A 12,694-nucleotide genomic window follows, 5' to 3' on the forward strand; every position below is an offset into this window, starting at 1 on the left:
TAGGCTGACCGGTGTGCTGCGCCACGTGACTGCCGTTCGCTATGTGAAACCGCTGAGGTCCGGCGGTTCCGTCCCCGCCGTCGTCGAGGCCGACGACCTCGGCGCGTATGTCGTGAAGTTCACCGGTTCGGCGCAGGGCCGCAAGGCGCTGGTCGCCGAGATCGTCGTGGGCGAACTGGCGCGCGCCCTGGGGCTGCGCTTCCCCGAACTGGTCATGGTCGGCTTCGACCCGGCGATCGCCGACGGCGAGCCGCACCAGGAGGTGCGGGACCTGCACGCCGCCAGCGCCGGACTCAACCTCGGCATGGACTGCCTGCCCGGCGCGCGCGACTTCACCCCCGAGGTCGCGAAGACCTTCCCCGTGGACCCGCTGGAGGCGGGCCGGATCGTCTGGCTCGACGCGCTCACCGTCAACGTCGACCGCACCGTCCACAGTTCCAACCTGATGGTGTGGCCCACCTCCGGGACCGTACCGCCGAGGCTGTGGCTGATCGACCACGGAGCCGCACTCGTCTTCCACCACCGCTGGGACGGCGCCGACCCCGCGAAGGCCTACGACTTCCGCCACCACGCCCTCGGCCGGTACGCGCCCGACGTGCGCGCCGCCGACGCGGAGCTGGCGCCCCGGGTGACCGGGGAACTGCTCCGGGAGATCCTCGACGAGGTCCCCGACGCCTGGCTCGCGGACGACCCGGCGTTCGCCACGCCCGACGACGCCCGCACGGCGTACGTGGACCACCTCCACGCGCGCGTGAAGGCCTCGGCGGCCTGGCTGCCCACGGACTTCCCCACCCGGGAGGAACTCGCCGCCGAGGAGGCCCTGCGGGCGGCGAAGACGCAGCAAGGACGGCCGGACTGGCTCAAGCGGGTCCCCGACCTGCACGGCAAGCCGGCCGCGGAACAGGATTGGTCGGTGCACCTGGGATGAGCGACGTTCAGCGCGTGGAGATCGAGTACTGCACCCGGTGCCGCTGGCTGCCCCGCGCCGCCTGGCTCGCGCAGGAGCTGCTGACGACCTTCGAGACGGAGCTCACCGAGCTGGCCCTGCGGCCCGGCACCGGCGGCGTCTTCGTCGTCCGGGTGAACGACGAAGTGGTGTGGGACCGCCGTGAGCAGGGCTTCCCGGAGCCCACGGCGGTCAAGCGCCTCGTACGCGACCGGGTGGCCCCGGGCAAGCCCCTGGGCCACTCGGACCAGCCCGCGCCCTGAGGCGCGCGGCGCTCAGCCTTCGAGCCGCTCGTACGCGGGCAGGGTCAGGAAGTCCGCGTAGTCCTCGTCCAGGGCGACCTGGAGCAGCAGGTCGTGGGCCCGCTGCCAGTGCCCCGACGCGAACGCCTCCTCGCCGATCTCCTCACGGACTGCCGCCAGTTCCTCGGCGGCGACCCGGCGGGTCAGCTCGGGGGTGGCCCGCACGGTCCGCCCCTCGTGCGTGAACTCCACGCCCGCGTTGATCCACTGCCAGATCTGCGAGCGGGAGATCTCCGCGGTGGCCGCGTCCTCCATCAGGTTGAAGATGGCCACCGCACCGAGTCCGCGCAGCCACGCCTCGATGTAGCGGATGCCGACCTGGACGGCGTTGACCAGACCTTCGTACGTGGGCCTCGCGTCCAGCGAGCCGATCGCGATCAGGTCGGCGGCCCGGACGTCGACGTCCTCGCGCAGCCGGTCCTTCTGGTGCGGCCGGTCGCCGAGGACCTTGTCGAAGGACTCCATGGCGATCGGGACGAGGTCGGGGTGGGCGACCCAGGACCCGTCGAACCCGTCGCCGGCCTCGCGGTCCTTGTCGGCGCGGACCTTCTCGAAGGCGACCCTGTTCACCTCGGCGTCCCGGCGGGACGGGATGAACGCCGCCATGCCGCCGATCGCGTGCGCTCCGCGTTTGTGGCAGGTGCGGACGAGGAGTTCGGTGTACGCCCGCATGAACGGGGCGGTCATCGTCACGGCGTTGCGGTCCGGCAGGACGAACTCGGGCCCGGCGTCACGGAAGTTCTTGATGACGGAGAACAGGTAGTCCCAGCGGCCCGCGTTCAACCCGGAGGCGTGCTCGCGGAGTTCGTAGAGGATCTCCTCCATCTCGTACGCGGCCGTGATCGTCTCGATGAGGACCGTGGCGCGCACCGTGCCCCGGGGGATGCCGAGGTGGTCCTGCGCGAAGACGAACACGTCGTTCCACAGGCGTGCTTCGAGGTGCGACTCGGTCTTGGGGAGGTAGAAGTACGGTCCCTTGCCGAGGTCGAGCAGGCGCCGGGCGTTGTGGAAGAAGTACAGGCCGAAGTCGACGAGCGCGCCGGGCACCCGCACCCCCTCGGCGTCGACGAGGTGCCGCTCGTCCAGATGCCAGCCGCGCGGGCGCATGACGACGGTGGCGAGCTCGTCGTCGGGGCGCAGGGCGTACGTCTTGCCGGAGACGGGGTCGGTGAAGTCGATGTTCCGGGTGTAGGCGTCGATGAGGTTGAGCTGGCCGAGGACCACGTTCTCCCAGGTCGGCGCGGAGGCGTCCTCGAAGTCCGCGAGCCACACCCGGGCACCGGAGTTGAGGGCGTTGACCGTCATCCTGCGGTCGGCGGGGCCGGTGATCTCGACCCGGCGGTCCTCCAGTGCGGCGGGGCAGGGGGCCACCTTCCAGGAGTCGTCGGCGCGGATCGCGGCGGTCTCCGGGAGGAAGTCGAGCGTGCCGGTGCGGGCGATCTCGGCGCGGCGTTCGGCCCGGCGGGCGAGGAGTTCGTTCCGGCGCGGGGTGAAGCGGCGGTGCAGTTCGGCCAAGAAGGCGAGGGCCGCCTCGGTGAGGACCTCCTCCTGCCGCGGCAGGGGCTCGGCGTCGACTACGGCCTGCGGGGACGGCGCGGGGGCTGCCATGAGCGGTCACTTCCTTCGGCGGGGCGGGTCGGCGCACACCACTTGATCGGCGTCAGTGGATAGTAGTTTCCTCATCGTGGAAGTTCAATGCCGTGCTGCGCCGCGCGCGCCGGTCCCGCCGAGGTCACTCCAGCCGCCACAGGTCGGCCTCGGTGTCGATGTCGTACGGCTGCGCCACGTCCCCGCACTCCACCAGCGTCAGCTCGTCGCCGTGCGCGTTCAGGTAGGCGCGGGCGCCCTGGTCGCCGGTCGCGCCGGCGGCGACGCCCGCCCAGTGGCGGGCCCCGAGCAGCACCGGGTGGCCGCGCCGGCCGTCGTAGGAGGCGGCCGCGAGCGAGTCCCCGGACGGGCGGGCGGCGAGCACCCGGGCCATCGCCTCCGCGCCGACCCCGGGCTGGTCGACCAGGCACACCAGCGCGGCCCGGGCGCCGGTCCCGGCCAGCGACTCCAGCCCGAGGCGCAGCGAGCCGCCCATTCCCTGCTCCCACCCCGTGTTGTCGACGAGCACGCACCCGTCGAGCCGCGCCTTCTCCCGTACGGCGTCGGCGGTGGCCCCGAGGACCACGTGGACGCGCCCGCAGCCCGCCGTGCGCAGCGCCTGGACGGCGTGCTCGACGAGCGGACGCCCCCGGTGCGTCAGCAGCGCCTTGGGTCGCCCGCCGAGGCGGCGCCCCCCGCCCGCGGCGAGCAGCAGTCCGGCAACCTGGTCGTGGGTGTGCGGCATGCCTTCTGCATACCTGACGCGCAGGCGTCCACACGGTTTCGCCGGGCTGAATTTCGGTCCTCACGGTGGCGCGGCCGGTGCCGGGTGGCGTTTACTGACGTCCCCCGGCGTCCGGCCACCGCCACGGGATGCTCGCGGGGCACGACGGAGGCGCGCACGAGGGGGGAACGCTGTGTTGCGGAGCTTGGGGCAGAGGCCGGTGACCGGCAGTGACGAGGATCCCAGGGTGGCTGGACTGCGGACCGCCGTGTCCCGGCTGCGCCGCCAACTCGCCGCCCACCCGGCCGAGTTCCCGGACCGTGGCATCGCCGAGGACGAACTCGCCGCCCTCGCCGCGATGACCGTCCACGGCGTGCCCGAAGTCCCGCGATTGCGCAGGTCGTTGCTGCTGATCGCCGGGGCGCTCGGCTCGATGAGCGCGCTGTCCGGCGCGCTGTCGGAGGTGCGCCGGGCGGTGGACCTGTTCGGCGAGCCGCCGCGGGGGCGGGGGTAGCGCAGCCAGGGGACGCCGTGGGCGGGGGCGGCGCGCCCGGGGACGCCGTGGGGGCGGTACCCGGCCCCGGCGCGGCGAGCGCCCGGTGGGACGCGGCGGGCCGGCTACGCGTCGTTCCGCGTGGCGAGCGTCTCGGACAGCGCTCCGGCGACCTGCTGCAGCACCGGCACGATCCGCTCCGTGGCCGTCTCCGTGACCCGGCCCGCCGGGCCCGAGATGGAGATGGCCGCCGGGGTGGGGGAGTCCGGCACCGGCACCGCGAGGCAGCGGACGCCGATCTCCTGCTCGTTGTCGTCGATCGCGTAACCGGACCTCCGGACCTCCGCCAGCGCCGCCAGGAAGCCGTCCGGGGTGGTGATGGTCTTCTCCGTCGCGGCGGGCATGCCCGTGCGGGCCAGCAGGGCGCGCACCTGGTCGTCCCCGAAGTCCGCGAGGAGCGCCTTGCCGACGCCCGTGGAGTGCGGCAGGACCCGCCGGCCGACCTCGGTGAACATCCGCATCGAGTGCTTCGACGGCACTTGCGCCACGTAGACGACCTCGTCCCCGTCGAGCAGCGCCATGTTCGCCGTCTCCCCGGTCTCGTCGACAAGACGGGCGAGGTAGGGGCGGGCCCAGGTGCCGAGCAGCCGGGACGCGGACTCGCCGAGGCGGATCAGACGCGGGCCGAGGGCGTACCGGCGGTTGGGCTGCTGGCGGACGTATCCGCAGGCCACCAGGGTGCGCATCAGACGGTGGATGGTGGGCAGCGGCAGCCCGCTGCTCGCCGACAGCTCGCTGAGCCCGACCTCGCCGCCCGCGTCCGCCATCCGCTCCAGCAGGTCGAAGGCGCGCTCGAGGGACTGGACTCCTCCGCCGGCGGACTTGGTGGAGTCGGTGGCGCTGGCGCTGGACGTCGGCACGGGCGCGTTCCTTTCGGGGCTGGCGGGAAGATCTGAAGCGTACCCGGCGGCCGGTCGCGCCCTGGCTCGCGCGCGGTCGCCGTCTGTCACCTGGAATTCTGATTTCACTTCACGGAAACGTCCAGGGTGGCGACGGTGGGGCATGGTGGAGAGCGAGGGAGAGGAGAGCCGAGGGGTGTGCCCTTGACGGTGCCCGGCCGGAAGTGAACACTCCTTCAACAGAACGTTGAAACCTGTGGTGCGACAGCGGCAGAGAGGGGCCCGAGTGTCCGACGCCGAGCTGATGCCCTCCGATGCCGGACCGGCGCCCTCCGATGCCGGACCGGCGCTCGCCGACGCGGATCTGGTGCTGCGCTCGACGCGGGTCGTCACCCCGGAGGGCATGCGCGCCGCCTCCGTCGCGGTGGCCGCCGGCGTCATCACGGCCGTCCTGCCCCATGACGCGAGGCCGCCCGAGGGCGCTCGTCTGGAGGACCTCGGCGACGACGTCCTGCTGCCCGGCCTCGTCGACACCCACGTGCACGTCAACGACCCGGGCCGCACCGAATGGGAGGGCTTCTGGACCGCCACGCGCGCCGCGGCGGCCGGCGGCATCACCACCCTCGTCGACATGCCCCTCAACTCCCTCCCGCCCACCACGACGGTCGAGCACCTCCGCACGAAACAGCGGACCGCCGCGGACAAGGCGCACGTCGACGTCGGCTTCTGGGGCGGCGCCCTGCCCGGCAACGTCGAGGACCTGCGCCCGCTGCACGACGCCGGGGTCTTCGGCTTCAAGGCCTTCCTCTCGCCCTCGGGCGTCGAGGAGTTCCCCCACCTCGGCCGGGACGCGCTGGCCCGGTCGATGGCGCAGATCGCCGGATTCGGCGGCCTGCTCATCGTGCACGCCGAGGACCCGCACCGCCTCGACGCCGCCCCGCAGCGCGGCGGCCCCCGGTACGCCGACTTCCTCGCCTCCCGGCCACGCCAGGCCGAGGACAGCGCGATCGCCGTGCTCGTCGCCGAGGCGGAACGCCTCCACGCGCGCGTGCACGTCCTGCACCTGTCGTCGAGCGACGCCCTGCCCCTGATCGCCGCCGCGAAGGCCGACGGCGTCCGCCTCACCGTGGAGACCTGCCCGCACTACCTGACCCTCACCGCCGAGGAAGTCCCCGACGGCGCGAGCGAGTTCAAGTGCTGCCCGCCCATCCGTGAGGCCGCCAACCAGGATCTGCTGTGGAAGGCGCTGGCGGACGGCACCGTCGACTGCGTGGTCACCGACCACTCCCCGTCCACGGCCGACCTGAAGACCGGCGACTTCGCCACCGCGTGGGGCGGCATCTCCGGACTCCAGCTGAGCCTGCCGGCGGTGTGGACCGAGGCGCGACGGCGCGGCCACGGCCTGGAGGACGTCGTCCGCTGGATGTCCACGCGCACCGCGGCGCTCGTCGGCCTGGACCGCAAGGGCGCCATCGAGGCGGGCCGCGACGCCGACTTCGCCGTCCTCGCCCCCGACGAGACCTTCACCGTCGACCCGGCGGCCCTCCAGCACCGCAACCGCGTCACGGCGTACGCCGGCAAGACCCTGCACGGCGTCGTGAAGTCCACCTGGCTGCGCGGCGAACGCATCCTCGCCGACGGCGAGTTCACCGCGCCGAAGGGCCGGCTCCTCACGCGGGCCCACTGACCCGGGCCCGTCCCCGCACCCGCATCCCACGGCCGACAGTCGAAAGGCACCCCGTGACGGCGATACCGAGCTTCACCGGCGACGCGAACCCGTACGGCGGCGGCGACCCGTACGCGGACTACCGCACCGCCGACTTCCCCTTCACCCGGTACACCGACCTCGCCGCCCGGGAGCTCGGCGCCTCGGTCATCGCCGCCAACGACGAGTTCTTCGCCGACCGGGAGAACCTGCTGCTGCCCGGGCCCGCCGTGTTCGACCCGGAACGCTTCGGCCACAAGGGCAAGATCATGGACGGCTGGGAGACCCGCCGCCGGCGCGGGGCCTCGGCCGAGCACCCGTGGCCCACGGCGGACGACCACGACTGGGCGCTGGTCCGGCTCGGCGCGCCCGGCGTCGTCCGGGGCGTCGTCGTCGACACGGCCCACTTCCGGGGCAACCATCCGCAGGCGGTGTCCGTCGAGGGCACGTCGACGCCAGGCTCCCCGTCCCCGCGGGAACTGCTCGCGGACGACGTGAAGTGGACGACGCTCGTCCCCCGCACCCCCGTGGGCGGCCACGCGGCGAACGGGTTCGAGGTGGCCGCGGAGCAGTGCTTCACCCATCTCCGGGTCAACCAGCACCCCGACGGCGGCATCGCCCGCCTGCGCGTCTACGGCGAGGTCGTCCCCGACGCCGCCTGGCTCACCGCCCTCGGCGCGTTCGACGTGGTCGCGCTGGAGAACGGCGGCCAGGTCGAGGACGCCTCCGACCGCTTCTACTCACCGGCCGGCAACACCATCCGGCCGGGCCGCTCCCGCAAGATGGACGACGGCTGGGAGACCCGCCGCCGCCGCGACCACGGCCACGACTGGATCCGCTACCGGCTGGCCGCCCAGGCCCACATCCGCGCCCTGGAGATCGACACGGCGTACCTGAAGGGCAACAGCGCCGGCTGGGCGGCGGTCTCCGTCAGGGACGGTGAGGACGGCGACTGGCGGGAGATCCTCCCGCGCACCCGCCTCCAGCCCGACACCAACCACCGCTTCGTCCTGCCGGCCCCGGCGGTCGGAACGCACGCGCGCGTGGACGTCTATCCCGACGGCGGCATCTCCCGACTGCGCCTGTTCGGCTCCCTGACCACCGGAGGCGCGGCAAGGCTGGCGGCCCGCTGCCAGGAACTGGGCGGCTGAACCGCGGCGGCGCCCTCTCCCCCGGGGCGCCGGGCGGGCGATGCGCGGGGCCCGGCCGTGAGCGCGGCCACCGGGGTCGCGGCCCGGCGCTTTCAGTGCACGCCCGTCGACGGGTGTCACCGCGGCTTCTGGGCCTCCGCCATGGCGAACAGGGCGAAGGAGAGCACCAGCAGCGCGACGCTGGCGTAGACCTCGTAGCCGTCGAGGAAGCCCATTTGCTGCACCAGCCCCCAGTGCAGGTCGGTGAACTCGTGCACCAGGCCGGCTATGCCCTGCACCAGGGCGACGAATCCGATTACCTCCAGGAGCTGCCTCATGCCCCCACCCTGGCCCCGCCGGTCCCGCGGGCGCATCGGCCGGTGGGCGGTGCGCCCGCGACGGAAGTCGTCGCCGACGGCAGGCCCCCACGCCGAAAGCATGCGCCTTGTCATCCTTCGGTCGGAGTGTCCGCCGCCCTCCGTCGCGCATCGGCTCGCTTTGGTCGCCGATCCCGTCGGACGGGCGGTGGTGGTGCCGCCGACTGCGTAGATTCGACGACCATGAGGGGTGACGACCAGTCCGCGCCGACCGCGCCCGCCTTCCCGGGCCGCCGATGGCTGCTGCCGTCCGCGGTGGCCGCCGAGCTGGAGACGGAGAACTGGGACAAGAGGGGCGCGGGCGGCGAGCCGGCTGAGCGGACCGGGTGGTCCGGTCGAAACGGCCGGTCCGGGGCCCGGCCGCGCCGTACCGTGCGCGACTGGGTGGTCGACTTCACCTGCTTCCTCGTCGCGGTCGGTATCGGCCTGCTCGTGGCGGACACGCTCCCCGGCGAAGCGGGCCTTCCGCGCTCCGTCCTCGTCGCCGACCAGCTCCTGGGAGCACTCGCCTGTGCCGCGACCTGGCTGCGCCGCCGCTGGCCCGTCGCTCTCGCGCTCGGGGCGATCCCGGTCGGCTTCCTGTCGACCACCTCGGGCGGCGCCGGCGCGATCGCCCTCTTCACCCTCGCCGTCCACCGGCCCTTCCGGCACGTGGCCTGGATCGGCGGCGGCCATCTCGCCTTGATCCCGGTGGTGTTGTGGGCCCGCCCGGACCCGGATCTGTCCTACGGCCCGGCCGTGGTGTGGACACTGCTGTTCAGCGTCACGATCATCGGCTGGGGCATGTTCGTGCGCTCCAAGCGACAGCTCATGCTGAGCCTGCGCGACCGGGCCCGGCGCGCCGAGACGGAGGCGCGGCTCCGCGCCGAGCAGGCGCAGCGGCTGGCCCGCGAGGCCATCGCCCGCGAGATGCACGACGTGCTCGCCCACCGGCTGACCCTGCTCAGCGTGCACGCGGGCGCGTTGGAGTTCCGGCCGGACGCGCCCCGCGAGGAGATCGTCAGAGCCGCCGGCGTGATCCGTGAGAGCGCGCACGAGGCCCTCCAGGACCTGCGGGAGATCATCGGCGTGCTGCGGGCCGACGCGCCCGACGACACCGGCCGCCCCCAGCCGACGCTGGCTGCCCTGGACGCGCTGGTCGCGGAGTCCCGCGAGGCGGGCATGAAGGTCGCCCTGGAACAACGCGTCACCGACCCCGGCGCGGTCCCCGCCTCCGTCGGCCGCACCGCGTACCGGATCGCCCAGGAGTGCCTGACCAACGCCCGCAAGCACGCCCCCGGCACGGAGGCCGCGGTCACCGTCGCGGGCGCCCCCGGCGAGGGCCTCGCCGTCACCGTCCGCAACCCCGCCCCCGACGGCGAGGTGCCCCCCGTCCCCGGCTCCGGCCAGGGGCTGATCGGCCTCGTCGAACGAGCCACTCTCACCGGCGGCCGCCTGGAACACGGACCGCGCGTCGACGGCGGCTTCGAGGTGCGCGCATGGCTGCCCTGGCCGGCGACGGCGCAGCAGCACGCCCACGCGCGCGTGGGTGCGCCCTCCGGGGGGTCAACTCGCCTGCCGCAGGCATGATTACGTACGCACCATGACTGCGATCAAAGTCCTCCTCGTAGACGACGACCCCCTGGTGCGCGCCGGGCTGTCCTTCATGATGGGCGGGGCCGACGACATAGAGATCGTCGGGGAGGCCGGCGACGGAGGCGAGGTCGAGGCGCTCGTCGACCGCACCCGTCCGCACGTGGTCCTCATGGACATCCGCATGCCGTCCGTGGACGGTCTGACCGCCACCGAACGGCTGCGCTCCCGCGAAGACGCCCCACAGGTCGTCGTCCTGACCACCTTCCACGCCGACGAGCAGGTCCTGCGCGCCCTGCGCGCGGGCGCCGCCGGTTTCGTCCTCAAGGACACCCCGCCCGCCGAGATCCTCGACGCGGTACGCCGGGTCGCGGCCGGCGACCCCGTGCTGTCGCCCACGGTCACCCGCCAGTTGATGGACCACGCTGCCGACGCCGCCGCCGACACCCGGCGCTCCCGCGCGCGTGAACGCGTCGCGGCCCTGGGGGAACGCGAACGCGAGGTGGCCGTCGCCGTCGGCCGCGGGCAGTCGAACGCCGAGATCGCCGCCGGCCTGTTCATGAGCGTCGCCACCGTCAAGACGCACGTCTCCCGCATCCTCGCCAAACTCGACCTCAACAACCGGGTGCAGATCGCGCTGCTCGCGCACGACGCGGGACTGCTGGACGACTGAGGCCGCATTCCCGGGGGTCTCCGCGCGGGGTCATCCGTAGGTGTGAGCCGGCGGGCCGCCGTACGTCGCCGGGCCGCCGTGCCACGCCCCGGTCACGCCGGGCGTCTCGTACGCCCAGGGGACCGTGTAGGCGTCGTACACGCCGGGAACCTCATCCGCTGCGGGCGCGGCCCGCGGCCGTAATCCCGTGCCTTCGCCAGGGGCGTGCGGGTGGTGCGTCTCCGGCTCCCGTGCGGCGGCGGGGTCGCCCTGTGCCGGGCCCGCCCCCGGGATCTCGGTGAGCGACACCGCTCTTCGCTCGCGGCGGGACACCTCGCACGCCTCGGCGACACGGAGTGCCTGGAGCGCCTCCCGGCCGTCGCAGGGGTTGGGGCGCACACCCCGCAGGACGTCCACGAACGCCGTCAGCTCGGCCTCGTAGGCGGGGCCGAAGCGCTCCAGGAAGCCGGTCCACGGCTTGTCCGCCGCCGGGGGACCGGTCGGCTCGGTGGAGGCGATCGGGGTGCGGTCGTCCAGGCCCACGACGATCTGGTCGAGCTCGCCGGCCAGCTCCATGCGCACGTCGTAGCCCGCCCCGTTCATGCGGGTCGCCGTCGCCGTGGCGAGGGTGCCGTCGTCCAGGGTGAGAATCGCGGCGGCCGTGTCCACGTCACCGGCGGCGCGGAACATCGCGGGGCCGGCGTCGGACCCGGTGGCGTACACGTCGGTCACCTCGCGCCCGGTCACCCAGCGCAGCACGTCGAAGTCGTGGATCAGCGCGTCCCGGAACAGCCCGCCGGACAGCGGCAGCCAGGCGGGTGGGGGCGGCGACTGGTCCGACGTCACCGCGCGCACGGTGTGCAGCCGCCCGAGCCGTCCCGAGCGCACGGCGTCCCGCGCTCCCGTGTACCCCGCGTCGAAGCGGCGCTGGAAGCCCATCTGCAGGACGGTCCCGGCGGCCTCCACCTCGGCGATCGCCGCCGCGGTGCCCGCCAGGTCCAGGGCGATGGGCTTCTCGCAGAAGACCGGCAGCCCCGAGCGGGCGGCCCGGCCGATCAGCTCGGCGTGCGCGGAGGTCGCCGTCGTGATGACCACGGCGTCCACGCCCCACCGGAAGATCTCGTCCACGCCCGGCGCGGCCGTCTCGCCCAGCCGGTACGCCAGCTCCTGGGCCCGCGCGGGCTCCGCGTCCGTCAGGATGAGGGATCCGACCTCCCGGTGACGGCTGAGCGTCCTCGCATGAATGGTGCCGATGCGGCCCGTCCCGATGACCCCGATGCGCATGTGTTCAAGGTGACGTCGGAGTCGGCGCGCTGTCAATGCGTATGTCCGGACAACCGAACTACACTACTTCCCGTCAACCGGCCGCGGAGCTACGCTCGGCCCGTGCCGAAACCTGAAGTGGACCCGACCGTGCAGCTCGAACTCCGAGTGGACCGCAGCTCTCCGGTGCCCCTGTACTTCCAGCTGTCGCAGCAGCTCGAAGCCGCCATCGAGCACGGATCGCTCACTCCCGGCAGCCTGCTCGGCAACGAGATCGAGCTCGCCGCCCGGCTCGGTCTGTCCCGGCCCACCGTGCGGCAGGCGATCCAGTCCCTCGTGGACAAGGGCCTGCTGGTGCGCCGGCGGGGCGTCGGCACCCAGGTCGTGCACAGCCAGGTCAAACGCCCGCTGGAGCTGAGCAGCCTCTACGACGATCTGGAAGCGGCCGGGCAGCGCCCCGCGACCACGGTCCTCGTCAACACCCTCGTCCCCGCGTCCGCCGAGGTCGCGGCCGCCCTCGGCGTCCCCGAGGGCGGTGACGTCCAGCGGGTGGAGCGGCTGCGGCTGGCGCACGGGGAGCCGATGGCGTACCTGTGCAACCACCTGCCCGCCGGCCTGCTCGACCCGGACACGCGGCAACTGGAGGCCACGGGCCTGTACCGGCTGATGCGGGCCGCCGGGATCACCCTGCACAGCGCCCGCCAGTCCATCGGCGCCCGTGCCGCCACCTCCGCCGAGGCCGAACGGCTCGCCGAGGCGGAGGGCGCCCCGCTGCTCACCATGCAGCGCACGACCTTCGACGACACCGGCCGCGCGGTCGAGTTCGGCGACCACATCTACCGGCCGAGCCGCTACGCCTTCGAGTTCCAGCTGCTCGTACGGCCCTGAGCGTCGCCGTGCCGTGGGCCGCGCGGCGGTGCCGCCGGGCTGCCGACGCCCGGTGCGGGCACTAGGTGTATTGATCACGAGCGTTGTTAACGCGGGTCGGTCTTGATCGTGGCGAAGGCCCCCGTGTGTGGTGGAGGTGTCGAATCTTCACCGCAC

The 12,694-nt window shown here is 73.6% G+C and carries 12 protein-coding genes and 1 pseudogene; 8 read left to right on the forward strand and 5 right to left on the reverse strand.

What is annotated here, in order from left to right:
• Window positions 1-13: 13 nt before the first annotated feature.
• Together ACIOC0_RS22920 and ACIOC0_RS22925 are read left to right on the forward strand one after the other, a co-directional pair.
• Complete coding sequence (locus ACIOC0_RS22920; RefSeq protein WP_402157136.1) at window positions 14-928, forward strand: HipA family kinase; 915 nt, start codon at window positions 14-16, stop codon at window positions 926-928.
• A complete protein-coding gene (locus ACIOC0_RS22925) occupies window positions 925-1,209 on the forward strand; it encodes a SelT/SelW/SelH family protein (protein ID WP_130437880.1) in 285 nt (94 codons plus the stop codon). The genes ACIOC0_RS22920 and ACIOC0_RS22925 overlap by 4 nt, the downstream gene beginning before the upstream one ends.
• A 12-nt stretch (window positions 1,210-1,221) precedes the next feature.
• Here the strand turns inward: ACIOC0_RS22925 and aceB are convergent, their stop codons facing one another.
• On the reverse strand, window positions 1,222-2,856 hold the full coding sequence (gene aceB, locus ACIOC0_RS22930; RefSeq protein ID WP_402157138.1) for a malate synthase A: 1,635 nt from the start codon (window positions 2,854-2,856) through the stop codon (window positions 1,222-1,224).
• A gap of 124 nt (window positions 2,857-2,980) precedes the next feature.
• Window positions 2,981-3,580, reverse strand: a complete 600-nt coding sequence (locus tag ACIOC0_RS22935; RefSeq protein WP_402157139.1) for an NTP transferase domain-containing protein — start codon at window positions 3,578-3,580, stop codon at window positions 2,981-2,983.
• Window positions 3,581-3,752: 172 nt separating this feature from the next.
• Between ACIOC0_RS22935 and ACIOC0_RS22940 the strand changes: the two genes are divergently transcribed.
• Window positions 3,753-4,073, forward strand: a complete 321-nt coding sequence (locus ACIOC0_RS22940) for a DUF5955 family protein (RefSeq protein ID WP_402157140.1) — start codon at window positions 3,753-3,755, stop codon at window positions 4,071-4,073.
• Window positions 4,074-4,177: 104 nt separating this feature from the next.
• On the opposite strand, the gene ACIOC0_RS22945 is transcribed toward ACIOC0_RS22940, so the two are convergent.
• Window positions 4,178-4,972 (reverse strand): IclR family transcriptional regulator, encoded by a 795-nt coding sequence (locus ACIOC0_RS22945; protein WP_402157141.1) that lies wholly within the window; start codon window positions 4,970-4,972, stop codon window positions 4,178-4,180.
• Between the two features lie 283 nt (window positions 4,973-5,255).
• On the opposite strand from ACIOC0_RS22945, the gene allB reads away from it, so the two are divergent.
• Both allB and alc read left to right on the forward strand, forming a co-directional pair.
• Window positions 5,256-6,638 carry an allantoinase AllB gene (gene allB, locus ACIOC0_RS22950; RefSeq protein ID WP_402157165.1) on the forward strand — a complete coding sequence of 461 codons (1,383 nt, stop codon included), beginning with the start codon at window positions 5,256-5,258 and terminating at the stop codon, window positions 6,636-6,638.
• Window positions 6,639-6,691: 53 nt separating this feature from the next.
• Window positions 6,692-7,807, forward strand: coding sequence for an allantoicase (alc, locus tag ACIOC0_RS22955; protein ID WP_402157143.1), 1,116 nt, complete (start codon window positions 6,692-6,694; stop codon window positions 7,805-7,807).
• Between the two features lie 116 nt (window positions 7,808-7,923).
• Here alc and ACIOC0_RS22960 read toward each other — a convergent pair whose 3' ends face one another.
• Entirely contained in the window at window positions 7,924-8,124 is a 201-nt protein-coding gene (locus tag ACIOC0_RS22960) for a hypothetical protein (protein ID WP_402157145.1), read from the reverse strand.
• A gap of 222 nt (window positions 8,125-8,346) precedes the next feature.
• Here ACIOC0_RS22960 and ACIOC0_RS22965 point away from each other — a divergent pair, with 222 nt between their 5' ends.
• Complete coding sequence (locus ACIOC0_RS22965; protein ID WP_402157146.1) at window positions 8,347-9,732, forward strand: sensor histidine kinase; 1,386 nt, start codon at window positions 8,347-8,349, stop codon at window positions 9,730-9,732.
• A 13-nt stretch (window positions 9,733-9,745) separates the two neighbouring features.
• Window positions 9,746-10,408 carry a response regulator transcription factor gene (locus tag ACIOC0_RS22970; RefSeq protein WP_352249412.1) on the forward strand — a complete coding sequence of 221 codons (663 nt, stop codon included), beginning with the start codon at window positions 9,746-9,748 and terminating at the stop codon, window positions 10,406-10,408.
• 264 nt (window positions 10,409-10,672) lie between these two features.
• Here ACIOC0_RS22970 and ACIOC0_RS22975 read toward each other — a convergent pair.
• A pseudogene (locus ACIOC0_RS22975) lies at window positions 10,673-11,671 on the reverse strand (Gfo/Idh/MocA family oxidoreductase); the annotation flags it as partial.
• A gap of 129 nt (window positions 11,672-11,800) precedes the next feature.
• Between ACIOC0_RS22975 and ACIOC0_RS22980 the strand changes: the two are divergent.
• Window positions 11,801-12,538 carry a GntR family transcriptional regulator gene (locus ACIOC0_RS22980; RefSeq protein ID WP_352249474.1) on the forward strand — a complete coding sequence of 246 codons (738 nt, stop codon included), beginning with the start codon at window positions 11,801-11,803 and terminating at the stop codon, window positions 12,536-12,538.
• Window positions 12,539-12,694: the final 156 nt, after the last annotated feature.

The organism is Streptomyces sp. NPDC088254 (assembly GCF_044740925.1).
In the GTDB taxonomy this organism is placed as follows: domain Bacteria; phylum Actinomycetota; class Actinomycetes; order Streptomycetales; family Streptomycetaceae; genus Streptomyces.